The following is a 26,199-nucleotide window of genomic DNA, read 5'->3' on the forward strand; positions in this document are numbered from 1 at the left end:
GATCACTCTTGAAAAAGAAGTTTAAAGAAGCAACAGGCAATACATTGGCCCCACTACGACCCCACTTAAAGTGGCTCGTAGTGGGGTTTGCTGTATTTATAAGTTTCGGATCAATCTATTACACCAATAGCCTAGTGGATCAAATTAGAGTTAGGGAGCAAAGGCAAATCGAGATATATGCCAGTTCCTTGGAGTTCCTGGCAAATGAAAGTGAAAACGTAAATTTCTTTTTGATATTAGATGAGATTGTCGCTGCGAATAACTCAATCCCGGTGATCCTCACTGATGAGAATGAAAATCCTGAAGACTACCGTAACCTTGATAGGGTAGATAAAATTGATTCGGAAGATCAAAGAAATAGTTTTTTGAAAAAGGAGATTGAATTGATGAAAGAGGATCATCCACCTATTGAAGTGACGCTAAAGGATGACCAGGACAATATCTATGGATATAAATATATATTCTACAAAAACTCATTTTTGCTTAGCCAACTAAAGTTTTATCCCTACATCCAACTGTCGGTGATTGCTTTATTTGGGATTATCACCTTTCTGGTGCTTAATTATATGCGAAGAGTTGAGCAGGACCGGGTTTGGGTTGGTTTGGCAAAGGAAACGGCCCATCAGCTGGGTACACCACTGTCCTCTTTAATGGCATGGTCAGAATATTTTAAAGGATTGTATAAAGATCAGCAGGATGTTTTAATTGAGTTTGATAAGGATGTTGACCGATTAAAAGTTATTACCGATCGCTTTTCAAGTATTGGAAGCGAACCCCAATTGACCATGATGAATATTGCTGATGTCATTGATGAAATTGTGATTTATCTACAAAAGAGACTTTCTACTAAAATCACAATAACAGTTTCAGCATTTCCAAATAGAGACATTGGAGCTCTTATAAATCAGTCACTTTTTGCATGGGTAATAGAAAATCTTTGTAAAAACGCCGCGGATGCTATGGATGGAAAAGGCTCGATTCATATAAGTATTCTCAAAGCAAATGAGGGCAGAATTGCAGTAGATGTTCAGGACACAGGTAAAGGTATTTCAAAATCAAAAATCAAAAATGTGTTTCGGCCCGGATATACGACAAAAAAGAGGGGATGGGGACTTGGACTAACGCTCGCTCAGCGAATTATAGAACAATATCACTCAGGAAAGATTTTTGTAAAACAGTCAGAAACTAATAAGGGAACAACTTTCCGAATATACCTGAATGGATGAACTCAAAATCCCTTTTTCCTTATAGTTTTTTCCTTTAATTTCGCACCAAATTTCAAACAACCCCATTAAATATAACCACAGGAATAATGGCAAATACAGGTAAAGTAACCCAGGTTATTGGTCCGGTAGTAGATGTGAGCTTTAGCGCCGAAGGATCAAAGCTTCCAAACATCATGGACGCTCTTAAAGTGACTCGTCCAGACGGGACAGAAGTAATTTTGGAAGTGCAGCAGCACTTGGGTGAAGAAGCGGTGAGAACCATCGCAATGGAAGGAACAGACGGTCTTCAAAGAGGAACCGAAGTTGTTGACCTAGGTTCTCCTATCAAAATGCCTACCGGTGAGGCAATCAGAGGTCGTCTTTTTAATGTAGTAGGTGAAGCCATTGATGGCATGGAGCAGATAGACAATACCAATGGCATGTCTATTCACAGAGATGCCCCACCTTTTGAGGATCTATCAACAGCCACTGAAGTACTATTCACAGGTATTAAAGTAATTGATCTGATTGAGCCTTACGCCAAAGGAGGTAAAATTGGTCTATTTGGTGGTGCAGGTGTTGGTAAAACCGTATTGATTCAGGAATTGATCAACAACATTGCAAAAGGGCACGGTGGTTTGTCTGTATTTGCAGGTGTTGGTGAGCGAACAAGAGAAGGTAATGACCTTCTCCGTGAGATGATTGAAGCCGGTATTGTTGATTACGGTGAAGAATTTAAAGAATCCATGGAAGCAGGCGGATGGGATCTGTCTAAAGTAGATAAAGAAAAACTGAAAGGTTCTAAAGCAACCTTCGTATTCGGTCAGATGAACGAACCTCCTGGGGCAAGAGCGCGGGTAGCATTGTCAGGACTTACAGTTGCTGAACATTATAGAGATGGTGATGGCGAGGGAAAAGGGAAAGACATTCTTTTCTTCGTAGATAACATCTTCCGATTTACCCAAGCGGGTTCTGAGGTATCGGCCCTTCTTGGTCGTATGCCTTCAGCGGTAGGTTACCAGCCAACATTGGCTACAGAAATGGGGCTGATGCAGGAGCGTATTACTTCCACTAAGAGAGGATCAATTACCTCTGTACAGGCGGTTTATGTACCAGCGGATGACTTGACTGATCCGGCACCAGCTACAACATTCTCTCACTTGGATGCTACGACTGTACTTTCAAGGAAGATTGCTGAGCTAGGTATTTACCCAGCAGTGGATCCATTGGATTCTACTTCAAGAATTTTGAGTGCAGATATCCTTGGTGATGAGCACTATGATTGCGCACAACAAGTAAAAGAAATTCTTCAGCGATATAAAGAGCTTCAGGATATCATTGCTATTCTTGGAATGGATGAACTTTCTGACGAGGATAAGGAAGTAGTACATAGAGCTAGAAGGGTACAAAGATTCCTTTCACAGCCTTTCCATGTGGCTGAGCAGTTTACAGGGCTTCAAGGAGTATTGGTTGATATCAAAGACACAATCAAAGGATTTAATATGATCATGGATGGTGAGTTAGACCACCTGCCGGAAGCAGCCTTTAACCTTGTGGGTACAATAGAGCAAGCGATCGAGAAAGGTGAAAAGCTGATGGCTGAAGCAAACGCCTAACCACTACGTGGTAGGAAATATTTGAGACGGATTGATTTCTATATACAGTTCATCTCAAGGATAAATTTATCATCACCCTTTGGAGGGGTTAAGAGAGGAAATAAAATAAAATTATGTTTCTAGAAATAGTAACACCAGACGAGAAAGTATTTGAAGGAGAAGTGGTCAGCGCATCATTTCCCGGAAGCGATGGTTCGTTCCAGCTTTTAAACAATCACGCTCCAATGGTCTCTACACTGGGCAAAGGGGATATTCGTTATCAGCAAGAAAAGGAGAAGGAAGTTCATATACTTGTTGAAGGAGGAGTAGTTGAGGTAATGAATAACAAAGTGAATGTACTTGTCGAAAAAATTATTTCCGAATAAGAAATAGAACAAAGAGTTTTAAAAGCCATCTGCTAACAGCGGATGGCTTTTTTTGTTTAACAAGCTTTAACTGATAAATTCAGATTTTCCTGAAAAGCTGATCTAACTTATTATTCAATAAAATTTAGCTGCGGACAACCTTCTGCTATTTAATCGCATTCTACTACCAAATGCTTCACTTGAACACCAAAGACTTAATAGATAAAAGCAAATCGGGGGATCGTGTATCTCAGCAGAAACTTTATACGAGGCTTAATGCGCCTATGATGGGAGTCTGCATTAGGTATATGAAAAATACGGAAGATGCGGAAGATGTGTTATTGGAAGGGTTCCATAAGGTATTTAAGAATTTGAAAAAATTTACTTATGAAAATGAGCGTGCATTTTTCGGGTGGGTGAAGCGAATTATGATTAACGAGGCACTGATGAAGCTAAGAAAGAATAAAGAGATTCAAATCTTAGCCATCAATGAAGATTTAGATAAGGAAGTAGATGTTTCTCCTTTGGAAGAGTTGGAGACTAGAGATTTATTGAAATTGATTCGGTCAATTCCGGTTGGATATAGGACGGTTTTTAATCTGTTCGAAATAGAAGGCTATTCTCATCAGGAAATATCGGATAAACTAGGTGTATCCATTGGCACCTCCAAGTCGCAGTTATTTAAGGCGAAGAAGCTTTTGAGAGATCATTTAATTGGAAAAAATCAGGATTATGGTTCGTAGTAAACTTTCAGAAAAATTGGATAATATCTCCCAGCATGATTTGGGATTTGAATTTGATGATGCTGCTGTGTGGTCAGCTCTGGATCAACGACTTGGCTCTAAGAGGGCATACGCGAACTGGTGGATAGCTGCAGCATGTTTTCTGATAGGATTTACCATATTACCTATTGGTCTTTTAAAAGAAACCAGCACCTATCCGTCAATGATCACTGACACAGGAGCGATTATAAATGATTTGGAACCTGTGGTGATTGAGAAAAAAGTTGTTGAAATACCGGTGCAGAGTCATGAGAAAAGGACAGCAATAGTTCCCAATCGTGTGAGTCGGAAAGGTGTTTCACCAGCATTGGCCGAAGTGGCTTCAGTTAAATTATTACTGAAGCCAATTATCAAGCCAGTTCAAAATGAAAGAAATAAGTCCGTTTTTTCATCAAAAGATATTTCGATCATTCAAGCCAGTCTCGGGAGGCCTTCGATTGAAAAAGAGAAGAAGGTTACAGTGAGAGCTCAGCTGCACACCTCTTCTCAGCCTTTACAATTCAATAATCAATCTGTAAAAATCAAACTCTTTGAAGGTTCAAATAATTAGTGTGGTATAGTCACTATTGAGTTCAAAGATTAAATAAAATAGACTATGAAAACGAATAAAATATTAGTCGTAGGGATGCTCCTACTCAGTACTTTTTTAGCAAAAGCACAGCATGTAGAAAATCCATATCCGGATACGCTTAGGATGAAGACGGATGCTCAAGTTGAGGTTATTTTCTCTTTTTATCGCATGAGTAACAAAGAAGATTACTTGACAGATGACCTCTGGGCATCAATATTAAATGTGATGGAGTCAGCTGTTGAATCTTCATCTAATCAAAGCGGGATTGTTGTTTCCTATCAAAAGGTTAAAAAGGAAGATGAGGAACTTGCACAAGTGAGTGTTGAACCTTTAAAAAGTAAAGCGGATGTTTACTTAATTGGAAATGATGGGATGAAGGAGGTGCTTTCTAATCGAATAGACTTTGTGATTTATCAACCTAAAATGTCTATCACTTTTTCAATAAATGATCTATCAGAATTACAGTCAATCAAAGAGCTTAGTGTTGAGTCAGTATGGGACCAAATAGATCAGAAATTTGAAAATGAAGGTAAAAGGAATCTATACACGGGAACCGGAGTATTTAAATACGGAAATGCCAATTTGGATCCGACGAAAGGCGGCCCCATAAAGCTTGACAACCTGGAGCTTTCGGCAGGAGTAGGAATTGGTTTTTATAGAGATCGATTCGTACCGGATCTCAGCTTCAAGCTAGCGGTTAATTTTCCCGATAGATTAGGAAATAAAGATCTTCAATTTGGCTTCTTGTACACACAACAATACTTCTTTGAGAGAAAACCTGAGCAAGAATACGATTTGGATATCAATGGATTTCTCACGGGATTCTTTTCTATTGAGTTTTCTGATCAATACAAAATAGGAGCAGGTATTGGAGCTTTAATTCAACAAAACGGGAATTTTTATAAAGGAAATACATATAAGGTTTCGCTTTATACTGAGCGCAGAGACTCAAAGATCAACTTCACCCCTGAACTTATTTTCACAGATGACTTTAAGCAAGTAATTCCAGCGCTGAAATTTGGTTTGTCGTTTTAATCCATTTCTGAAAAATGCGGTGATGAATTATTTTTAGTGGATGAAACGATTCATCACCGACACCATCTTATGCTCCCTATTCATTTTCGGAATTATGGGGGCATTTGCCTCGCTTACTTTTTTGAAAATATTTGATGCATTTGATCCAATAGGTGAAATGTTTTCAGACTTTGAATTGACCGATATCGTATTCTCTCAGCTACAGGATGATCCCATTGCAGATGAGCGAATCGTGATAGTGAATATTGGTGAAATACCCAGAGAAGGAATAGCACGTCAAATCGAGATAATTAATAAATACAATCCGAAAGTTATAGGACTGGATGTTATGCTGGATGCTCCGAAAGAATGGCCTGAGGATAGCGCGCTCACAAGGGTTTTATCTGAAACACCAAATATTATCATTGGGGAGAAACTAATTAACTACAATGAGGAATTGGGAGAGTTTGAAACGACCATCAAGCCTGAAGACCATATCGTACAAGAGTCAGCATTAGGGTATGTCAATATGATTACAGATGCAAGAACTCAAGAAGATTTAAAGATGTGTCGGGAGTTTACTCCTTATGAAATGGTAGCTGGAGAGACACGATATTCTTTCCCGGTACGGTTGGCCTATGCGTATGATTCAGCAATGACAGAGAAATTCTTAGCTAGAGGAAACGATTTAGAAGTCGTTAATTATAAAGGAAACATTATCAGCTTTTCTTCAGCCCAATATGGAATGAAGTATTTCGCACTAGATGTATATGATGTGATTGATGAAAACTTCACTGAGGATCTTTTTAAAGACAAAATTGTCATTATGTGTTTTTTAGGGAAATACATTGGTGACACAGAAACTACTGAGGATTTTTACTTCACCCCGATGAATGAAAATTATGTTGGGAAGGCTAAAAATGATATGTTCGGGGGAGTCGTTCATGCCAATATTGTCTCCCAGATTTTGGATGATGAGCCCATTGATCAGATGTCTGAAAAAGCTCAAATAGCCCTTGCTATATTTTTCTGTCTGTTCAATGTTTTCCTCTTCAAAATCATTTATGGAGCTATGCCCAGATGGTATGATGGAATTACTAAGATCTTCCAATTGATTGAAGTTGCAGGACTTGCCACGTTAATGATTTATCTTCTGTTGGTTTTTAATTATAAAGCTGATTTTACGCTATCAATGATCGTCATCGCACTCTCAGGGGATTCATTGGAAGTTTATCATGGAGTTGTTAAAAATCTATTTTCAAAAGAGCGTCGGAAAGAAGTTTTTAAAATCAACCGTCGTTTTTGGGAATATCAATAGCCGATATAGGCAACTCTAACTCTCCTAAGTCCATCATGGCATTGATTAAACTGATCTTTTCAAAATTTTTCAAGTCATGAATTTTAATGGCGGTCTCTTTGATTTTCAATTCATTTAATAGTTGCTGTCTCCGCACACCATTTAGCAAATAGCTGTCCGGCGTGAGCCATTCTTCTCCATCCCAAAAAGCCAGATTAAAGTATGACCCATCAGTTAGGTGGTTGTCTATTCCAATGATGATGTCATCTGCCATTGAAGATTTGACCAATTTATTTATTTCTGACCGATCCTCAAATTTCATCGAGTAGTCGAAAGGCGGTGAACTAACTACTTCCAGAGTTTTAATTTTACGAGGGTGGTATTCTGAAAATTCAATGTCATATTCAGCATCCTCAGAATCCATATCGTATACAAGTCTAACCTTGAAGGTACCATTCATTTTTAAGTCAGGAAGTATATCATTGAGGTTATGAGATGCATTTTTCAAATGGTGTCTATTAAATACCTCATCCATCCTAGACTGATGTAGCTGTAAGTTTTGGTACTCTCCATCTTTTAAAAGTATACTTTCAATGAATCTCATAGTTTTCTGTCTCCCTGCAAAACTCTAACTTTATATAAAAATATTCCTAATTGACATGATTCGTATTTTATTTCTTTTAGTTCTACTATCAATATCATTCACCACCTATTCTCAAGGGTTCCTTAAGAAGTTGAAAGAAGCAGTAGAGGAGCAGGTAGAGGAAGTTGACGCTGAATCATTGATGAATAAAGATGATCGGATGGCAGAATTTCGGTCAAAGCAGCTCGAAAAAGACACCTCTAATTATAATTACATATTTTCTCAGGGAAATAGAGCCTCCTTTTTCGCTAACAGAGAAGGAAAGGAAAGTCTACTACTCACATTCGCAAAAAATTATGAAGATGAAGAAGAGGGCGTTGAAGCGGTTGACTTGGAAATATATGAGCAGGCATTTGATGCCAACCGAGCAGGCGAAATGTCCATTTACATAAATCCAATTGTGGCCAATACCAACTTCATTGAGGCATTGAGTTTACTAACGAATGAATTCGGGGTGTCTGAAGCATTATTGGATTCAGCTTTTGATATTACAAAGCTTGTCAATATGGACACGCTAAACCTACCAGAGAAGTATGCACTCGGAAAAACCATAGCAAATATCTCTATTGTGATTCATGCAGAGGGAAAGTATGATTTATCAGAAGCTTTTATCAATCAAACAACAAAATACTTTCAGGAAGAGATTGGGGAAAGAAGCATCGCATTAGCTTCACTTTACAATAATCATGGAGTAATTGCGCAATCACAGGGGCGCTACACTGAAGCTGAAAACTACTTTGATCAATCAGAGGAAATAATACGGTCAAATGAACGAGTTGGATCCATATCGCATGCAATAATCACCAGCAATCGTGCCTTACTCTACAATGAAGTCGGTCAATATGAGGAAGCAAAGTCGGCAATTACAGAAGCCATAGATATGGCTTCAGGAGAATTGCGGAGCAAAGGTAGAGATAATGTGAGTTTTCAAATCAATCAGGGTCTTATTCACTACAGTGCAGGAGAATACGAAACCGCAGAACAAATCTTTAGAGGGATTATTGAATTGAAAGAGAAGCGATTTGCAAAAAATCAAACGGATGTGGGGAATGTTAAAAACTATCTAGCATCAACACTGATGGAGTCTGGTAAGCCGTCCGAAGTTGCAGAACTTCTTTCAGACGCATTAAGAATTTTTGAGAAAAAGTACAATACTGATCACCCTGCATACATCAAGACCGCTCATAACTTAGCCAGATATCAGCTCTTTGTTGGTAACCTACCAGAAGCAGAAAGGCTGCTCAAAGAAGTCAACCTAAAGTATGAAGATCTTTTTGGAGAAAAGCATCCAGACTATCTAAGTTCAGTTGAGGACCTGGCAGTTGTCGCATGGAAACAGAATAATGTTGCTCAAGCTACGACTAGATTTGAACAGGTAATAGCTTCAAGCCTGCAATTGGTTGAAGACTATTTTGGAGCAATGAGCGAATATGAGAAAGGTCAATATTGGGCTAAGGTAAGACCATCTTTATTGAAGTTTTTCTCCTTTGCTGTTGAGAATGGAGCCGAAAACCCTTCCCTATTAACTAAAATGTACAATATCCACTTAAAGACCAAAGGAATACTGCTAAGTGCCTCCACTAAAGTAAGAGAGCAGATTTTGAACAGCAATGATGAGCAATTGAAAACTACTTATAAAAAATGGGTAGAAGCAAAAGAAAGCCTGATTCATTATTATTCCTTTTCAAAAGAGCAGCTTAGCGAACAGAAAATAGATCTGGAAAAACTTGAATCAGAAGCAAATCAGCTAGAGAAAAAACTTAATTCACTATCGGCGGCATTTGCAAATTCTAATAAGTTGCCCACCACTACACTTGCTGATGTTAAGTCAAAATTAAGATCTACTGATGCCGCCATAGAAATAATTGGTTACCCTGTGTTTGACAGAAGCTTTACAGCGGATAAGAAGTATGCTTTTTTAATTGCTGATCCAAGTTTAACCCATCCAAAATTGGTCGTGATCGAGGGAGGTCAAGATTTGGATACAAAGTATGCCAAGGCATACTTGAATATGGTCAGATTGAAGGCCCAGGACCGGATTACTTATGATAAATTTTGGAAATCAGTAGATATAGAATTGAGTGGTAAGCAAAATGTTTACTTAAGCCTGGATGGAATCTACTTTCAGGTAAATGTGGGAGCACTTCAGCGACCGGATGGTTCGTTTGTTTCGGATGCATTTGACCTACATCTTTATACAAGCACCAGAGATTTAGTTAAACCAAAGAGCGCTGGATTTGCTTCAAAAAAGGCCGATTTCTTCGGCTACCCGGATTTTGGTGCTAAAGGATTGTTAGCAGCTCTTCCAGGCACTAAAGCTGAGATAGAAGCAGCAAGTCAAATCACCAGAACGAAGGGGTTTGCGACAAATACCTACATGCAAAGCCAGGCCACAGAAGCCAAGTTCAAGGAAATCACATCTCCTTCGCTATTGCATATCGCCACACATGGATTTTTCTTGCCTGAAAGTAAAACCTCTGGAGAAAAGGTATTTGGTGTGGAAGTGAATCAGGCAAAAGATAATCCATTACTACGCTCAGGACTTATGCTGGCAGACGCGGAGCAGACGATGGGTGCGGCTACTCAAGGTACTGAGGTGAATACCGCAAATAATGGTGTATTGACTGCCTACGAAGTAATCACCTTAGATTTGAAAAATACGGATTTGGTGGTTTTGAGTGCCTGCGAAACTGGACTCGGTGAAATCAAAGCCGGGGAAGGCGTCTATGGCTTGCAGCGAGCCTTTCAGGTGGCAGGCGCTGAATCAGTAATTATGAGCCTTTGGAAGGTAAGCGATGAAGCAACTATGCAGCTGATGACTAATTTCTATAAGGAATGGATGGGAGGTAAGCCCAAAGAAGAAGCATTCTTTGCAGCTCAAAGAATGCTCAGAGCGTCATTCCCTGAGCCGTATTATTGGGGTGCTTTTGTAATGCTAAACTAAGCTGCCTGAACAGTTCCAACCTTAAGGTCTTTTGCACTCCCCATCTCTTTCATATGTTTAAAGTGGCTTGCTACTGCAGCTCCGAAAGAAGGAAATGCATAATATGGTAAATCAAATTCTTTCACAGTTTGTTGAACGAATTTGGAAATAGCAGGATAGTGAACGTGGCATACATCTGGAAATAGGTGATGCTCAATCTGGAAATTGAGGCCTCCTAAAAACCAGGAAAGGACTTTGTGATCCATGCCATAATTACAAGTGGTTCTTAGCTGATGTACTACCCAACTATGCTTAACATGCTCAGACTCCCCTTTGAAAAATTCGGCTGGCTCCACCACATGTGCAGTTTGGAAAATCATGGCAAGCATGATACCCGTAATACAATGGGATACAAAAATCATCAGTATGGTAATCCAGGCTGGAATTGGAATCAATAAAACAGGAACTGCCAAAAAGACTACCCAATAAAAAACCTTTCGAAGAACAATCAATGTAAACTCTTTAGGGAAGTCAGCCTTTTTTATTAAGCCTTCTCTCCTGTAGTCAAAAGCTTTTATAAAATCTTTGGTGGTAATCCACTCCAAAAGTGGCACACAATAGAAAATAGGAGCATAAATATGCTGAAAGCGATGAAACCACTTATGGGGCTGGTTCTTAGAATACCTGAATACGAATCGAGGTAGGATGTCTTCATCTGTTTCTTCAATATTGGTGTATGTATGATGAAGTACATTGTGCTGAATGTGCCAGATCAATCGATCTACTCCTATAATAGCCGCAGAAAATTCCATAATTGCATTCATGGATTTTTTCTTAAAATATGAGCCATGGATCGAGTCATGCATGATGGTAGTGCCTATAAAGGCCTTCCCAATCCCCATAACCATCCAGAGCCCCATTAGCAGAAATAGATTGGTAAATCCTGCAGATATTAACAGGAAGAAAGGAATCAAATACATCGATAATATTACGATGGTTTTTACGATCATTTTAGAATTTGCATTTCGCTGAATCTCATTATCCTGAAAATAATCATTCACCCGCTTCCTCATAGCGGCGGCAAATTCTCTGTCAAGCTTATTTTCAAATTTGTATCTGATCATGCTCTTAATGTTTCATTTTCAATACAACACCCCTAATCCCAAGAGGGTTTTAATTGAAACCGCAAAGTTACCAACAAAAGATCTGAGCGCCAACCTGATACATCGGAGCAAATTGAAGATATAACGAGTATTGACCGCTCTAAAAGCAGAGTCACCTTCCATCAATGGAGATAAATAATTAATTATTTTCTTGACTAAATTTAGAAGAAACCTAAATCCTAACATCATGAAACGTTTATTCCTCACCTTATTCAGTATGGTATTGTTGATGCTTGCAGTGCATGTTGCTGCACAAAGAAGAAATTCAAGTACCGTTCAACCTATCGATTCTAAGCTGTTTTCAAATTTTAAATTCCGAAATATCGGCCCAGCTTTTATGTCTGGTCGAATAGCAGATTTAGCAATAGACCCTACCAACGAAAATGTATGGTATGTGGCTGTAGGATCTGGAGGCGTTTGGAAAACAAGCAATGCAGGCACAACTTTCGAACCGATATTCGATGATCAACCAGTTTATTCCATAGGCTGTGTAACTCTGGACCCCAACAATCCCTACACCGTTTGGGTGGGAACGGGAGAAAATGTGGGTGGCAGACACGCAGGATTTGGAGATGGCGTTTATCGCAGTGACGATGGGGGCGCCAGCTGGACCAATATGGGATTGAAAGATTCCGAGCATATTTCAAAAATCATTGTGCATCCCGGAAATTCTGATGTGATTATGGTCGCGTCGCAAGGGCCATTGTGGAGCCCGGGAGGCGAAAGAGGATTCTTCAAATCTACCGATGGCGGTAGGACCTGGAAAAAAACCCTTGGAGATGATCAGTACACTGGAGTGACTGATATGGTTATAGATCCGAGAAATCCTGACAGAGTATATGCAGTGACATGGGATCATCATAGAACCATTGCTGCCTGGATGGGTGGGGGTGAAAAATCCAGACTCTACGTCAGTGACGATGCTGGGGACACATGGAAGCAGTTAAAAACCGGATTGCCGGAAGGAAAATGGGGAAAAACTGGTTTAGCAATTTCTCCAATTAACCCGGATGTTCTTTATGCTGCAATTGAGTTAAACAGAACCACAGGAGGCCTGTGGAGGTCGGAAAATCGCGGAGGCAGCTGGACAAAGATGTCTGATGCAGTTGCTGGAGCTACCGGGCCACATTATTACCAAGAGATATATGCTTCTCCGCATAAGTTTGATCGTCTTTACATGATGAACAATAGTCTCATGAAATCAGAAGATGGTGGGAAGACTTTTGAAAATATGGATGAGACTGCCAAGCATGGAGATAATCATGCAATTGCATTTAAAAATTCTGATCCAAATTATGTGCTGGTAGGAACAGATGGGGGAGTTTATGAGACTTTTGATTTGGGTGCTAGCTGGAGATTTATGGAAAATTTACCACTAACTCAATTCTATAAGGTGGCAGTAGATGATGCTGAGCCATTCTACAATGTTTATGGTGGTACTCAGGACAACAGTACCGAAGGTGGACCGGTGCGAACTGATAACCATCACGGCATTAGAAACGCAGATTGGAAAGTAGTGCTAAATTGGGATGGACACCAGCCAGCCACCGAACCTGGAAATCCGAATATCATGTATGGTCAGCGCCAGCAAGGAACGCTATCAAGAATTGATTTGGCTACAGGAGAGGTTACTGATGTGATGCCACAACCGGGAGCCGACGAGGACTATGAACGCTACAATTGGGATGCGCCTATTTTAGTTTCTCCTCATGATCCTGCCACTATTTATCACGGTTCACAACGACTTTGGAAGTCAACCAATCGAGGAGATAGCTGGACTGCTCTCTCAGACGATTTGACCAGAGATCAGGAGCGCTTAACGCTACCAATCATGGGACGCACTCAAAGTTGGGATTCACCATGGGATGTGGGAGCCATGTCCAACTTCAACACGATTACATCCATCGCGGTTTCTCCACAAAATGGACAAGTAATCTTTATTGGCACAGATGATGGTCTAATTCAGGTCACGAATGATGAAGGCCAAACATGGAAGAAAATAGAAGTGAGCGCAATGGGTGTTCCTTCAAGGTGTTATGTAAATGATGTCAAAGCGGACTTATTTGATGAAAATACGCTATATGTAGCATTAGACAATCACAAAGAAGGTGATTATCGGCCATACCTGGTAAAGAGTACAGATAAAGGAGCAACCTGGACCCGCATAGAAAATGGTTTTGGTACTCAGAATCTGGTATGGCGAATTGTACAGGATCACGTGAACAAAGACCTGATGTTCGCGGCTACAGAATTTGGCGTTTACGTAACGGTTGATGGAGCCAGAAGTTGGACCAAATTAGCGGCCGGCATTCCAACGATTTCCTTTAGAGATTTAGCCATTCAGCGAAGGGAAAATGATTTGGTTGCAGCTTCGTTTGGTCGAGGATTTTACGTGCTGGATGATTATACCGCGTTGCGAAATGTGAACAAAAATCAGATCAACGAATCAGCCACTCTTTTCAAACCAAGAAAAGCATGGTGGTACATTGAGCGTTCAACATTGGATTTTGATGATGCAAGAGGATCACAAGGTTCGCAGCTTTACCTTGCGCCGAATCCGGAGTTTGGAGCTGTTTTCACCTACTATTTGAAGGAGGAGCTTAAGAGTCTGGAAGATCAACGTCAGGCAAGAGAGAAAGGCCAAAATGGGAATATTCCATTTCCGGGATGGGATGCGCTGGAAAATGAAACCCGTGAGATCGATCCGTTTGTTTACGTCGAAATCAAAGATCAGCAAGGCAATATGGTGAATCGAGTACAAGCACCGAATAAGAAAGGGTTTAATAGGGTAGCCTGGAACCTGAGAGTAGGTGGTACAGAGGCACTCACACTGAATGGAAATACGCAGGAACTTAATGGATTGCTTTGCGCACCAGGGATGTATACCGCCACACTCAACAAGTATGAGCGAGGAACCTTTTCTCAGCTTGCCGGCCCAGTGAATGTTGAGGTTACACCATTAAGGGATGGAACACTTGAAGGTAGTTCGATGAATGAAGTGGTCGCTTTTTGGAGAGCCTATGAAGATTTGGGGCGAGATGTTGGAACAACAGCCATTCAGCTCTCTAATGCACGTAAAACGGCAGAAAAACTATTTATAGCTGCTAGGAAAGCTAATGTTGGAAATGATGTGATGAGTGAAATTGTAACCATGAAAATGGAGCTTGACAAATTGGATACCGAGCTTAACGGTCATCCGGCTAAAAACCAAATTGGGGAACGTAGTAAGCCGAATATAGGTGGACGTCTATTTGCTCTGAATCGTGGAATTTCAATTTCAACCTATGGACCAACAGAAACTCATAAGGCAACCATGCAGATCATTAAAGATCAACTGGGCGCTATGAACACGAAGCTTCAAGCTCAAAGAGCCAGGGCTTCAAGCCTGGCTGATCAGGTAAAAGCTGCAGGAGGTTCGTGGATTGAAGGACAATAAATTGAAAATAAATACGAGTGAAACAAAAATTGTTTCACTCGTATTTTCAAATAGCCAAATACACCTTGTCAATCATCTCCTGATATTCTTTTTCTGCATTGCTGAATGAGGTAATTCCACCTCCACTACAGAAAACAAGTTGATTATTTTCTTTTTTGATGAAGCGAATCATTACCCCACTATCCAGCGATTCTCCATCAAAGTGACCACATATGCCGGTGTAAAATCCGCGATTATAATTCTCGGCTTGCTGAATAATTTTAATAGTCGCTGATTTTGGTGCTCCGGATATAGATCCAGCGGGCAAGAGTTGTGAAAGGATGCTACCTAGATTTTCATTCCAGTCCGTGCTCATTTCACCTTTCACTTCAGAGCTGACCTGTAAAAGCTTCTTGTCATTGGTAGCCAGCTCGTCAATGAATCGGAATTTTGTTACTTCAACATTTTCCGCTACTCTGCTCAAATCATTTCGGATCAAATCAACGATCGTTACATGCTCTGCCTTTTCTTTTACGTCTTTAAGGATTTTTTCTTTGGCATTGGGCTGATCAGCATCAATCGTCCCCTTCATCGGGTAGGAATAAATACAATCATTTTTAATCTTCACAAATGTCTCAGGAGTGAACACAACAAACTGATCTGGGACTAAGAGTCTGTATTTAGCTGAAGAATGTTGAAATATTTCTTCGAGCGAAAGGTCTGTTTCAATAGGAGTTTCAAAGGTGAGGTTAGTCAAAAAGGAGTTGCCGATATTGATTTGATGAATGACATAATTATAAGCTGATTTAAAATCAGTAATAGAGATAGGTTTTTTTTTGAAAAATAGCCGTCGACTGTCAATTGTCGATTGATTATTAGAATTACTTTCTGAGATTTCAAGTTGAAATTTATTTGGCTGGCTACCTGTCTCAACACACCACTCCTCTCCTAAAAAATTGCAATAAAAAGAAAACGGCTTACCGGCCGCCCCAAGATCATTTATCTTCGATATAGCTTCACTTTTTGTCAGCATTCACCTTAATGCCAAATCTCCTCAACATTTTTTGTTCGTATTTCCAGAAGAAGTCAAATTGCCGAAATAGGAATCCGTAGAAAAGCAGAATGATATTGTAAAATGGGAGTATCAACACCCAGTATGCAATCTGGAACCAGAGTGGACGAACGCCATCTTCAAACAGTAAATTAATTAGTGGCTTCTTAATTAAAACTACGGTGGTTCCTGTACATGCAAAAACAACCATGATCATCAGAAACTGCCAGTTATTCTCAAGCTCCCACTTTTCTTTTAATCGCTCAATCCAACTCATTAATAAAGGCCTGAAAATCCGGCCATTTAGGTTTTGAAATTACTTTTATCGGCTCCTTTTTTACCGGATGCTCAAACTCTAGCTTATAGGCGTATAAGTCAATGCTTTTGTCCTGCTTTGCTTTTGAGTTACCATACTTTAAATCGCCTCTGATGGAAGTTTTGTTCTCCCGCATTTGGATACGTATCTGATGAGGTCTGCCTGTCTCCGGGTTTACTTCCAACAAGGAAATCTTACTGTGAGTGGCGATCATGCGGTAAGAGAGAATAGCCTCTTTTGCATTGCCTTTGGGCTTGGTATAGGCATGAGCTTTGTTTTTCTGAAAGTCTTTATCCAGCCAATGTTTAAGGGTTTTCTCAGGATTTTCCGGAACACCTTCCACTATAGCTAAATAGCTCTTTTTAATGGTTCTGTCCCTGAAGAGCTTGTTCATTCGCTCAAGTGCCTTTGATGTTCTGGCAAAGATCACAAGTCCTCCTACCGGTCGATCCAGTCTGTGGCATGGTTGACAAAAAACGTTTCCGGGTTTATTGTATTTCCTACGAATGTATTCGGTGGCCCAACCTGTAAGCGTGCCATCCCCGGTTTCATCTCCTTGTACCAACCATCCCGTCGGTTTTTCCACAATCAGCAGGTGATTGTCTTCATGTATTATAATTGGCTTTGCCATAAAGCCGCAAAATTAAACCATTGCGTCGTGCCATACATGTCTTAGTAGAAAAGCTTAAAAGAATATCGGTTCTTGTCTCCCATATCCATATCTCAAGCTGTATGATACGGATACCTCATGCGTGCCATAATTCCCATAGACTAGATTATTAGTTGGTAGTTCAAACGAATATCCTAGCTTTAAGCTCTCCCCAATTTCAAAAATACCAAGGACACCAAAGTGTTTAAAATCCCTTAAGGTTACACCAGCCCACAAAACATCATCTAAAAAAGTACTCATCGTGATGTCAAAAGAGTAGGTTTCGCCCGCCATGGATCGGATCAAAGTTGTGGCTTTTACCGGTGTTCCTTGGATTTCTGCGGCAACACCTGCAGTTAGGTAATAATGCCTTCGGTAGCGTTGGGACTGTGTAGATCCATCAGTAACTGACACATTAAGAATACGAGGGACAGATGCTCCAATGAAGAAGTTTGGATTCATGAGCATAAAACCTACACCGAAATTAGGCTTTGTGACATTATCATGGCCATTGATTAGCTCAGGGTCATCAAAGAAATCTAAATCGACTTTACTGAAGTCATAGGCAAATTGAACGAAACCACCCTGTATTCCCATTGCTAGCTTCGTAGTATTGTTGAATTTGATATTGTAGGAAGAAGCGATCTGCAATTCGTAATTGTTACTTACACCAAATCGATCATTTAAAATCATAGTACCCAGTCCAATTTTCCCATCAGCAAGAGCGGATTGTGCTGTGATTGTATTTGTTTTTGGAGAACCTTCAATTCCTGCCCATTGAAATCGACTGATGACGCCAACTGAAAGTCGATTATATATACCTGCATAGGCCGGATTTACCATTAGCTGGTTGAATTGGTACTGACTGTATAAAGGATCTTGCTGAGCATAAGATGCCAGTGAAAAACACGCAAGTAAAATGACTAAGGTTTTTTTCATGACATCAATTTTTTATGTAAACAAAACCCGACTCTCGCTTGCTATTGGTAAGCTTTACGGTGTAATAGTAATTACCTGTTTGTAAGTCTCCTCTGGAACCAACATTGGCACTGCCTCTGAATACCCGATCGGAATTGTTGTATCTGGTCATTTCAAATACTTTGACACCTTGTCTATCAAATATCTCGACTAGATTGTTTTCATAGAATTCAATGTTATCAATTCTTAGAAAATCATGTTTACCATCCTGAAGGGAAGTGACTACATTGATTACTGTAATAGGAGGTCCAATCATACTTTGGTCTCCTAAGACATAATAACCCGCTAAAATATTTCCAGGGGTATTTATAGTGCCTGATTCCAGAGATCCGACTATTTTCGGAATGCCAAGAACATTAAGAATTTGGTCATCAATTGTTGTAAATGCAATGACAGCTTCATCTTCACTTTCAATGAATGTCTCATTCAATAGCGGCAGACCTATACTTTGTGCCTCAAATGAACTACCCCCCATTACTTCCCAGTACCGGGTCTCTGAGAAAGCATCCAATTCAGAAGAAATACTTGCATTTAAGGGTGAATTAAATGCTTTTACTCCGACAGAATCAGTTGCCCGAATGTTTTTTAGCGTTACAGGAAGATATTCAGCTTCTGTTCCTATGGGAAAAGTAAAGTCTCCCTGAGTTGTTGTGAATAGTGATCCATCTATGTAGCTATTTACATCACCACCAGAAATACGTGCATTAGACTGAAGTAAAACTTTCGAACCTGCGACAATAGATACAATTCCATCAATCAATTCCAATGATTCAGTAATATGTAAATCGCTTAATATTACCACCCCACCTGAGTTTACGGATAGTTGGCTATAAGTTGATTCTCCAGGCGCAAATAATTGATTTTGACCGATTAGGTAGAAGGAGCCAGAAACTGAGCTATAGTCACCACTATTTGCCCAGTTTCCGTGTAGTCTCATTGCTCCTTCGTTTCGGATTATACCGCTATTTGATAAATCACCCTCAATTGTGAAGGGAACACCGGTATTAACTACTACTAGGCTGTTATCATTGGTCAAAAGGTTTTGTGCACTTAGCTTAAAAAAGCAAGCCATAATGAGCAGAAGAAGGATTTTAAATCTTTTCATGTTCCTAGTCTACCTGAAGTACAGTGTAAGTGATTCTAACCCCATGGAGTTGCAACGTCGAAGAGTTATCCCTGGCGGTAAAAAGCAATCGATAAGTGTAATTATTATTGTCTATAGTTTGAGAAAATACAGTATTGTCATTGAGCGCCTGTACAGTAGCACTTTCAGTAGAGGTCTCCATCTGAGCCATATTATTGTTTGAGTTTATTACTCCAATTTGACTTCTGTAAAGGTTCACTCTGGCAAAGTTGCTTGCGGTAGCATCATTGTCTAGGATCCACGCTTCAACTTCCGTGACGACTGCATCATTTGGAAGTTTAACTGGTGCTGTTGCGTACCCTAGGCTTCCACCACCTCCCGAGTAATACGTATATGGATTTGTGAAATTTCCAACAACCAAATCAACAGATCCACCGTCAAATTTCATCAACTTAAAATCTGTTGGATGATACGTGATGTAGCGTGTTTGAGCTGATGCATAAGTATAGGCATTTGTTTCTGGTATTTCTATGTCATTTGTTACAGTTAGAAGCCCGCTAACATCCATGGAACTTTGCACATCTACTGCACCGTTTAATTCGGTAGTACCTACCACATCCAAACGAGCACTTGGGGAAGGCTGGGCCACACCCATATTACCAGTTGCATCAATGGTTAGACGATTGCCAAACCCTAAGGAAGCATTATCGCTGATTTTAAAAGAATTATCCGTAGCATCCACACCAACAACAAATTCATTACCACCGGGAATACTAAAGCTAACACCTGCATCGCTTGTTGCTGCACCTGAGTTGAGCCTTAATAATGGTAAAATTGAATTAATATTAAATGACTGAATGGTTAATTCCACGTCAGATTCTACATCTCCAATACCAACATTTCCAGAAAAATAATTGAAATCTTCTCCCGAAGAATAAAGACCGTATTGCCTGCCTGAGGTGGTACCAAGCATATTGAGCTGAAGTCCAAAAGCATCTCCTGAGCCATCATGATCAACATTGGCTCTGAAACCATAGATGATGGAACTATTGCCTCCGGCCCCTCTTACATCGGAAAAAGTACCGTATCTCACGCCTGTTCCAGCTGAATTAACTTGAGAGTGGACACCATAAGTAGTTCCGTCCGTAGGAGTTATTATGTTGTAAATCCCTTTTACATCTCCGGTTTCACTTGCCGTACCATCAATATCATTCCATAGACCCGTTTTGTTTGCAGTTCCTTGATTGTCGAGCTCATTCATAATCCCAATTTTGGATGCAGCACTGGTTGTAGTATTGGTCAACCTGGCCGTGGTTGATTCTATTGAATTAGTTTGTACATGAAATTGAGCATTAGGTGAAACTCCTATACCGAGCGTTCCCTGATTGTCCACGATGATTCGATCGTTGCTGCCCAGGGAATTCGCACCACTTATTTTGAAAAACCCGTCAGTAGCGTCGATACCCATGGTAATGTTCGTGCCAGATCTGTTAAAGTAGAGGGAAGCATCAGAAGTAGCATTTGATTCTTGTATGGTAAATTGAGGCGAAGTACTACTGGCATTATTTGTGCTAAGCTGCAATTTTGAAGAAGGAATAGTTCCAGCTCCGATGTTTACATTTCCGGTTGTATAATTAATACTTGAGCCATTGGTGTTCCATTGAGTTTCGTTAATGGCTGACCAGCTAGGGGTGGAGCCATCTGTAGTTAAGAAGTTGCCGCTTTGACTTGTTTGAGTGGGAAGTTCAATTTCATTGTTCGGATCATTGTCCAGATTGTCCGGGACCGTCAGGGTGAAGTTGGGGTAAGTTCCTGTAACGGTTGCATTTCCACCGTTAGTGAGTGATACTGTTTGGTCGGGTGCAGTGTTAATTACCTCAAAATCCTCGCCTACATTATTTACGGAGATGCCGGTTCCTGCTGTAACGGTCTGATCTTCGTTGGTAGGATCATTGTCCAGGTTGTCAGGGACAGCCAGAGTGAAATTAGGATAGGTACCTGTTACAGTTACATTTCCACCATTCGTGAGTGATACTGTTTGGTCGGGTGCAGTGTTAATTACCTCAAAATCCTCGCCTACATTATTTACGGAGATGCCGGTTCCTGCTGTAACGGTCTGATTTTCGTTGGTAGGATCATTGTCCAGGTTGTCAGAGACAGACAGAGTGAAATTAGGATAGGTGCCTGTTACAGTTACATTTCCACCATTAGTAAGTGATACTGTTTGGTCGGGAGCTGTATTGGTTACTTCAAAATCCTCACCCACATTATTGATAGAGATGCCGGTTCCTGCTGAAACTGTCTGATTTTCATTAGTTGGATCCGAATCTGCATCGTCGACGTTCAAGGTGAGTGATGATCCATTTGAGAGTGTAATGTCTCCTGCTGTTCCATCCGTACTGATGTCCTGGATTTCATTGGATATGCTTCCATCCACCTCAGAAGTTAGATATCCATTATCACTTACAAATGCATCTACTTCAACTTCTGTCAGATTTGTATTAATACTAGAAATATCAATGGTATTACCTCCAGAAATGGAGAGATCATTAGCTGAAAGACTTAATGTTTGGTTGTCAGTATTGGTACCTGATAAGGGAGATAGATCGATTTCAATAGCACTACTAGTGAGTGAAAGTGTATTACCTGAAAGCGTAAGATCCTGAAATTCGTTGGATGCATCTGCATCTGCATCATCTGCACTTTTTATATAACCAAGAGCTGTAATGTCTGCGTCGGACAACTGAGTGTCATCATCGCCATCTGCAAGGTCAGCCGGGACATTTGCAAGACTAGTAAAATCAATATCTGACCATTGCGCATTTGTGCCATCTGTGGTCAGGAATCTGTTTGCCTGTCCGACTTGATCTGGAAGTGTATCCAAGTTTCCAGAGGCAATTTCAACCCACTGATCCGTCATCCAGAAGTAAAACTTTTGCTCGTCCGAATCATATACAAGCAAGCCATTGTCCGCTGCTGCAAGATTACTCGTGAACGTAGCAGCCGTTCTTTCTGAAGTGCTTAGTCGCGGAACAAGAAGACCCTGATTCGCGTCAGGTGCTACGAGTTCCAATATGGCATTTGAATTGGGGGTTTCAGTTCCTATGCCAACGGATTGAGAATAGGATTTTATGCATAGAAATAGCAGTGCTACTCCTAAATAGCGTATGATTTGGTGTTTCATTTCTAAGAACTTTTAGAGACTATCTAACCAAATTATCCAATTAAAAATTAGATTAATAATATTTTAAGTGAACAACCGAAATTGTGAGTGAACGACATTAGAGGATAGCTATTCGTTCTTGAAACTCTGTTTTGTATGTCCTTCCGATAGGTATTTTTTCATCTCCTAAAAAAACATACCCGCCTTTGATCATAGTGATATGATCAATTCGAGCCGCGAAGGATTTATGAGTTCGTACAAAATCCGATTCGGGAAGCTTCTCCAACATAGATTTTAATGTCTGGCTAATTAATAACGCTTTATCTGAGCATACAATTTTTGTGTAATTGTCCTGGGCTTCCAGGAATATCACAGAAGTCAACTCTAGCTGGATGGTTCCACTTTTTTCACGTATATATATGGTTGAGTTTTCCTTGCTTTGATCCGACTTGTAAAGAGCCATTTCCACATTGATTCTTATATCATGCTGGTTGAATGGTTTGAGCAAATAGGCCAATGGATTGGTGACTTTTGCCCGAGTTACTGTTGTAGGATTGTAATAAGAGGTGATGAAAATAAATGGTGTCTTCTGAGACTCATTGATCTCATGAGCCAGGTCAATTCCATCTTTTTCACTGGAAAGATTAATGTCCAGGAGAATCAAATCAAATTCCCTTTTTTCAAGCGCTTGTTGAGCATCCTCATAGCTCATGGCAAACTCGATAGTATCGATACCTAAATCTTCCAAAATGAAACTCAGGTCCTTGGCAATTAATGGCTCATCTTCGACAATAAGTATCTTTCTATCCATCTAGACCAGTTTATACTTGCTAATATTAAGCATCACTGAAGTACCGCTTTGAGTATTTATTTGCAGTGTTGCTTTTAGCTTCATTGCCAGCGAATCGATCAGGACCATTCCAAAAGATTTTTCAGATGGTGCACTTTTTGAGCCTATACCATTATCTCTGATTTCAAGTTTCAACTCATTATCAACCTCCTTCAAACCAACCTTAATTAATCCTTCTTCTGACTCGGGGAAGGCATGCTTCAGCGAGTTGCAAATCAATTCATTCAAGATCAATCCGATTGGGATGATTGTATCTACATCAATCATCAACTCGTCCACATCGTACTCGAACTCTACGTTGGTATCTGTGGCGTAAGATTGCTTGAGTATCTCAGCCAAATCTTCGATGTATTCCTTGGCATTGACACCCGACAGGTTGTTTTCCTGGTAGAGCTTTTGATGAATAAGGGCCATGGACTCAACCCGTGTTTGCCCTTCATTCACCGCACCCAGTGCACTTTCGTCTGTGATGAATCTGGATTGCATGCTGAGTAGACTGGATACAACTTGTAGATTATTTTTCACACGATGATGAATTTCCTTAAGCAACGTTTCTTTTTCAGACAAAGACTTAGAAATAATTGCGTTGGCTTTGGCTTTAGATCTAAATAAAATGAATAACATGACTGATCCAAGAATGACTAGCGCTGATATAAGTAACAATATATTTCGTTGGTTTTGCGATTGCTGCTGCTGGATTTGAAGTTTTACAATTTCATTTTCCTTTTGTTCCGTTTGATATTTCTTCTCCAAATCACTTGTTATACGCAATCGCTCTTGATTTGTAATTGAATCATGATCTGCTTGATATAATTTCTGATACTTATAGGCTTTTTGAAAATTATTTTGGACAGCATATAGTCGAGCAGCCGTACTATTTCTCTTGCTTCGAATATTTATATCATCATAAACTTTAGCCAGTTTTTGAGCTTCTAATAAGGCGGCTTCAGCCTTTCCGTAATCTTCTAGTCCAATGTATGCTATTGTAAGCCCATTGAGGTTGGTGAGCGTACTGTGATGATCACTTATTTTTTTGAAGAGTGGCAGTGCTTTGTTAATGTATTTTAAGCTGCTATCATATTCCCCTTTATACAAATAATTGTTGGCGAGACCTTCATAGATTGATCGTATAATCCATTCATCACCGCTCTTTTCAGCGATTCGCTCTCCGCGTTTTAGGTATTGATGGGCTTTGTCCAGCTTTTCCCATTTATTTGAAATGGCAGCCAGATTAATAAGTGAGGCAGCTACTCCAATTGAATCACCTAATATGCTATCGAGGGTGATGCTTTTTCTATAATATTTCCAGGATTGATCCATATCTCCGTTATAAAAGAATAGCACGCCAAGGTTATTATACACGCGACTGAGTTCAGACTTATTTCCGGAAGATTCGTAAAATGTAGCAACTTCTAAGTACGTTTCCGCAGCTTTTTCTACTTCACCTTTTATGTCATAAACGATCGCCAGCATACTCTTAGCCCGAGTGATTTCCAAAGCGATATTTCTCTCCTCCCCGAGCTCCAGTGCTCTCACAGCGTAGTATTCTGCGGAATCAATATCAGAATAGGAATACTCCCAGGAAAGGTCAATAAGAATGGAATGTTGTTGATCTAAAGTGCTGGTCTTTAGGCGCAGTTTAAGGCTGTCAGTCAATGTAGAATTCTGACCAAATGCCGAAAACCAGATCAGCATAAAAATGGTGGCTAGGTATTTCATCATAAAAGGATCAATCAAATTAATCAATCCTCTGGATATGGCTAATTGGATTTAAAACCTTTTGCAAGCTCATTTATGGCGGGTTTACCCTCAGGAGTAAAATTATGATTACCATCATCGTCTCGCTCACTTGTTTGCCACTGCCAGATCATGACCCCAGCCATCCATTCTTGCTTCCAGGGTTTTTCGAAGAAAGCTTGATAGCAGTAGGCTTGGGTTTTTGTAGATATCTGTTGAAAAATATTCTCGGTAAAATTCTCCCATCCCCATGGATATCGTGCAGCATCCGGTGTGCTTTTATAACCCAGCTCTGTGAAAATGACTTTTCGGTCAAAAATTTTGCTGATTGAATCAATTTCAGAAAGGTGTGGATCCCATCCGGAAAGCACTTCATTGTATTTAGGATAATTTGTATCAGCTACTGGAAAATAGGCCTGAATTCCTATGTAGTCCAACTTATCCCAGAAAGTGATCTCCTTGAACTCTTTGTCCCAGTTGGCTCCATAGGTGATCTTTCCAGAATATACACTTCTGACTTTATCAATCAGCGAAACCCAGAATTTAGATCGTTTTGTAGTGGAAATATAAAATTCGTTTCCCATGCAGAAGTAAGGCAAATGATATTCTTCACTCAGCCGAGCATAATGTAGAATAAATTCGGTGTAGCTTTTTTCCCACTGCTGCCACTCTGATTCTGTAGCCATCGCTATATCTGAACGCCATTTTCCATCACTCGGGTTCGATATCCAGATGTGGGGTTTAATAATCACCTCCAATCCCAAGCTTTTACTGGCTGAAATAAATTCAGCATAAGCAGAGTCTCTGCGTGAATTTGTGCTATTGTATACCACATCAGGTGAGTTATAATCTTCCTGATAGGCATAAGGGACCAAAATGATGTGTTCAATATTAGCTGAATTCAGTTTTTGTAAACGGACAGAGTCAATTCTTCCAAATACGTGCATTCCTCGTACCTTTTGATCTTCAAAGTGATAACGATTGCTGATGTCAGATGTATTGTATGCAGCTTCATCCCATTTGTATTCGAATTGCTCACTATTCTGATGCCAGGTAGACCAACTAACAAGCAGAAAAATGATGATTACAGGAAGTATGAAAGAGTAACCAAAACGCTTAGTTAATCCGCTAAATCCCCCTTTTCTGTAGCCTAGTACCCAAAAACGAATCAAACGAATGATTAGATAGGGTAGGCAAAGAAAGATCCAGAAAAGCGGCGCAGATATAAACTGCCTTAACATAGAAGGCAGCCTATCGAGGTATTCAGAAATTGAAAAATCATTTACTATGAATAGAATACCAACGGCTATCAGTACCAGAAAGAAGGAAATGAGGATAGATGCTAAAAACCAAAAGATTTTTTTCTTAGTCATTCCATCCATTAACGATTAGAAGATT

The 26,199-nt window shown here is 40.0% G+C and carries 20 protein-coding genes; 9 read left to right on the forward strand and 11 right to left on the reverse strand.

Annotated elements, in window-relative coordinates; genetic code table 11:
* Positions 1–8 precede the first annotated feature (8 nt).
* The 7 genes from ACO05G_RS00720 (at position 9) to ACO05G_RS00750 (ending at position 6,850) form a co-directional block, all read left to right on the forward strand.
* On the forward strand, positions 9–1,226 hold the full coding sequence (locus ACO05G_RS00720) for a sensor histidine kinase (protein ID WP_421764239.1): 1,218 nt from the start codon (positions 9–11) through the stop codon (positions 1,224–1,226).
* A gap of 86 nt (positions 1,227–1,312) precedes the next feature.
* Positions 1,313–2,821: a F0F1 ATP synthase subunit beta gene (gene atpD, locus ACO05G_RS00725; RefSeq protein WP_421764240.1), complete on the forward strand. Its 1,509-nt coding sequence runs from the start codon at positions 1,313–1,315 to the stop codon at positions 2,819–2,821.
* A 113-nt stretch (positions 2,822–2,934) separates the two neighbouring features.
* The gene (atpC, locus tag ACO05G_RS00730) at positions 2,935–3,186 is read left to right on the forward strand and encodes an ATP synthase F1 subunit epsilon (RefSeq protein WP_348280150.1); all 252 of its coding nucleotides are present in this window, start codon (positions 2,935–2,937) and stop codon (positions 3,184–3,186) included.
* A gap of 179 nt (positions 3,187–3,365) precedes the next feature.
* On the forward strand, positions 3,366–3,908 hold the full coding sequence (locus ACO05G_RS00735; protein ID WP_421764241.1) for an RNA polymerase sigma factor: 543 nt from the start codon (positions 3,366–3,368) through the stop codon (positions 3,906–3,908).
* Positions 3,898–4,497 carry a hypothetical protein gene (locus ACO05G_RS00740; RefSeq protein WP_421764242.1) on the forward strand — a complete coding sequence of 200 codons (600 nt, stop codon included), beginning with the start codon at positions 3,898–3,900 and terminating at the stop codon, positions 4,495–4,497. Before ACO05G_RS00735 ends, ACO05G_RS00740 begins: the two co-directional genes overlap by 11 nt.
* 45 nt (positions 4,498–4,542) lie before the next feature.
* Positions 4,543–5,553, forward strand: coding sequence for a hypothetical protein (locus tag ACO05G_RS00745; protein ID WP_421764243.1), 1,011 nt, complete (start codon positions 4,543–4,545; stop codon positions 5,551–5,553).
* A gap of 40 nt (positions 5,554–5,593) precedes the next feature.
* Entirely contained in the window at positions 5,594–6,850 is a 1,257-nt protein-coding gene (locus tag ACO05G_RS00750) for a CHASE2 domain-containing protein (RefSeq protein ID WP_421764244.1), read from the forward strand.
* Here the strand turns inward: ACO05G_RS00750 and ACO05G_RS00755 are convergent.
* Complete coding sequence (locus ACO05G_RS00755) at positions 6,822–7,433, reverse strand: aminotransferase class IV (RefSeq protein ID WP_421764245.1); 612 nt, start codon at positions 7,431–7,433, stop codon at positions 6,822–6,824. The two genes, ACO05G_RS00750 and ACO05G_RS00755, sit on opposite strands and share 29 nt — an antisense overlap.
* Before the next feature lie 55 nt (positions 7,434–7,488).
* On the opposite strand from ACO05G_RS00755, the gene ACO05G_RS00760 reads away from it, so the two are divergent.
* Entirely contained in the window at positions 7,489–10,416 is a 2,928-nt protein-coding gene (locus ACO05G_RS00760; protein ID WP_421764246.1) for a CHAT domain-containing tetratricopeptide repeat protein, read from the forward strand.
* Here ACO05G_RS00760 and ACO05G_RS00765 read toward each other — a convergent pair.
* Positions 10,413–11,519 carry a fatty acid desaturase family protein gene (locus tag ACO05G_RS00765; protein ID WP_421764247.1) on the reverse strand — a complete coding sequence of 369 codons (1,107 nt, stop codon included), beginning with the start codon at positions 11,517–11,519 and terminating at the stop codon, positions 10,413–10,415. The two genes, ACO05G_RS00760 and ACO05G_RS00765, sit on opposite strands and share 4 nt — an antisense overlap.
* 226 nt (positions 11,520–11,745) lie before the next feature.
* Between ACO05G_RS00765 and ACO05G_RS00770 the strand changes: the two genes are divergently transcribed.
* On the forward strand, positions 11,746–14,994 hold the full coding sequence (locus ACO05G_RS00770; RefSeq protein ID WP_421764248.1) for a WD40/YVTN/BNR-like repeat-containing protein: 3,249 nt from the start codon (positions 11,746–11,748) through the stop codon (positions 14,992–14,994).
* Between the two features lie 46 nt (positions 14,995–15,040).
* Here the strand turns inward: ACO05G_RS00770 and ACO05G_RS00775 are convergent, their stop codons facing one another.
* From ACO05G_RS00775 to ACO05G_RS00815, 9 genes are all read right to left on the reverse strand, one after another.
* On the reverse strand, positions 15,041–16,006 hold the full coding sequence (locus ACO05G_RS00775; protein ID WP_421764249.1) for an aminodeoxychorismate synthase component I: 966 nt from the start codon (positions 16,004–16,006) through the stop codon (positions 15,041–15,043).
* Entirely contained in the window at positions 15,990–16,301 is a 312-nt protein-coding gene (locus ACO05G_RS00780; RefSeq protein WP_421764250.1) for a DUF6787 family protein, read from the reverse strand. The genes ACO05G_RS00775 and ACO05G_RS00780 overlap by 17 nt, the downstream gene beginning before the upstream one ends.
* Positions 16,288–16,971, reverse strand: a complete 684-nt coding sequence (locus tag ACO05G_RS00785) for an RluA family pseudouridine synthase (RefSeq protein ID WP_348280162.1) — start codon at positions 16,969–16,971, stop codon at positions 16,288–16,290. The genes ACO05G_RS00780 and ACO05G_RS00785 overlap by 14 nt, the downstream gene beginning before the upstream one ends.
* Positions 16,972–17,025: 54 nt before the next feature.
* Positions 17,026–17,928, reverse strand: a complete 903-nt coding sequence (locus ACO05G_RS00790) for a type IX secretion system membrane protein PorP/SprF (RefSeq protein ID WP_421764251.1) — start codon at positions 17,926–17,928, stop codon at positions 17,026–17,028.
* A 4-nt stretch (positions 17,929–17,932) separates the two neighbouring features.
* The gene (locus ACO05G_RS00795; RefSeq protein ID WP_421764252.1) at positions 17,933–19,072 is read right to left on the reverse strand and encodes a gliding motility-associated C-terminal domain-containing protein; all 1,140 of its coding nucleotides are present in this window, start codon (positions 19,070–19,072) and stop codon (positions 17,933–17,935) included.
* 4 nt (positions 19,073–19,076) lie between these two features.
* Positions 19,077–22,235 (reverse strand): beta strand repeat-containing protein, encoded by a 3,159-nt coding sequence (locus tag ACO05G_RS00800; protein WP_421764253.1) that lies wholly within the window; start codon positions 22,233–22,235, stop codon positions 19,077–19,079.
* 97 nt (positions 22,236–22,332) lie between these two features.
* The gene (locus ACO05G_RS00805; RefSeq protein ID WP_421764254.1) at positions 22,333–23,025 is read right to left on the reverse strand and encodes a LytR/AlgR family response regulator transcription factor; all 693 of its coding nucleotides are present in this window, start codon (positions 23,023–23,025) and stop codon (positions 22,333–22,335) included.
* Entirely contained in the window at positions 23,026–24,786 is a 1,761-nt protein-coding gene (locus ACO05G_RS00810) for a tetratricopeptide repeat-containing sensor histidine kinase (protein ID WP_421764255.1), read from the reverse strand.
* A 38-nt stretch (positions 24,787–24,824) separates the two neighbouring features.
* Positions 24,825–26,174, reverse strand: a complete 1,350-nt coding sequence (locus tag ACO05G_RS00815; RefSeq protein ID WP_421764256.1) for a glycoside hydrolase family 113 — start codon at positions 26,172–26,174, stop codon at positions 24,825–24,827.
* Between the last annotated feature and the right edge of the window lie 25 nt (positions 26,175–26,199).

Origin of the sequence: Ekhidna sp. (genome assembly GCF_965227465.1) — a bacterium.
In the GTDB taxonomy this organism is placed as follows: domain Bacteria; phylum Bacteroidota; class Bacteroidia; order Cytophagales; family Cyclobacteriaceae; genus Ekhidna.

What these genes read in the sequence shown, in the direction of transcription:
- ACO05G_RS00740 (WP_421764242.1), top strand. Translation starts at nt 3,898, where the DNA reads ATGGTTCGTAGTAAACTTTCAGAAAAATTGGATAATATCTCCCAGCAT.
- ACO05G_RS00750 (WP_421764244.1), top strand. Translation starts at nt 5,594, where the DNA reads ATGAAACGATTCATCACCGACACCATCTTATGCTCCCTATTCATTTTC.
- ACO05G_RS00795 (WP_421764252.1), bottom strand. Translation starts at nt 19,072, where the DNA reads ATGAAAAGATTTAAAATCCTTCTTCTGCTCATTATGGCTTGCTTTTTT.
- ACO05G_RS00785 (WP_348280162.1), bottom strand. Translation starts at nt 16,971, where the DNA reads ATGGCAAAGCCAATTATAATACATGAAGACAATCACCTGCTGATTGTG.
- ACO05G_RS00745 (WP_421764243.1), top strand. Translation starts at nt 4,543, where the DNA reads ATGAAAACGAATAAAATATTAGTCGTAGGGATGCTCCTACTCAGTACT.
- ACO05G_RS00755 (WP_421764245.1), bottom strand. Translation starts at nt 7,433, where the DNA reads ATGAGATTCATTGAAAGTATACTTTTAAAAGATGGAGAGTACCAAAAC.
- atpD (WP_421764240.1), top strand. Translation starts at nt 1,313, where the DNA reads ATGGCAAATACAGGTAAAGTAACCCAGGTTATTGGTCCGGTAGTAGAT.
- ACO05G_RS00815 (WP_421764256.1), bottom strand. Translation starts at nt 26,174, where the DNA reads ATGACTAAGAAAAAAATCTTTTGGTTTTTAGCATCTATCCTCATTTCC.
- atpC (WP_348280150.1), top strand. Translation starts at nt 2,935, where the DNA reads ATGTTTCTAGAAATAGTAACACCAGACGAGAAAGTATTTGAAGGAGAA.
- ACO05G_RS00790 (WP_421764251.1), bottom strand. Translation starts at nt 17,928, where the DNA reads ATGAAAAAAACCTTAGTCATTTTACTTGCGTGTTTTTCACTGGCATCT.
- ACO05G_RS00810 (WP_421764255.1), bottom strand. Translation starts at nt 24,786, where the DNA reads ATGATGAAATACCTAGCCACCATTTTTATGCTGATCTGGTTTTCGGCA.
- ACO05G_RS00805 (WP_421764254.1), bottom strand. Translation starts at nt 23,025, where the DNA reads ATGGATAGAAAGATACTTATTGTCGAAGATGAGCCATTAATTGCCAAG.
- ACO05G_RS00765 (WP_421764247.1), bottom strand. Translation starts at nt 11,519, where the DNA reads ATGATCAGATACAAATTTGAAAATAAGCTTGACAGAGAATTTGCCGCC.
- ACO05G_RS00770 (WP_421764248.1), top strand. Translation starts at nt 11,746, where the DNA reads ATGAAACGTTTATTCCTCACCTTATTCAGTATGGTATTGTTGATGCTT.
- ACO05G_RS00775 (WP_421764249.1), bottom strand. Translation starts at nt 16,006, where the DNA reads ATGCTGACAAAAAGTGAAGCTATATCGAAGATAAATGATCTTGGGGCG.
- ACO05G_RS00800 (WP_421764253.1), bottom strand. Translation starts at nt 22,235, where the DNA reads ATGAAACACCAAATCATACGCTATTTAGGAGTAGCACTGCTATTTCTA.
- ACO05G_RS00780 (WP_421764250.1), bottom strand. Translation starts at nt 16,301, where the DNA reads ATGAGTTGGATTGAGCGATTAAAAGAAAAGTGGGAGCTTGAGAATAAC.
- ACO05G_RS00760 (WP_421764246.1), top strand. Translation starts at nt 7,489, where the DNA reads ATGATTCGTATTTTATTTCTTTTAGTTCTACTATCAATATCATTCACC.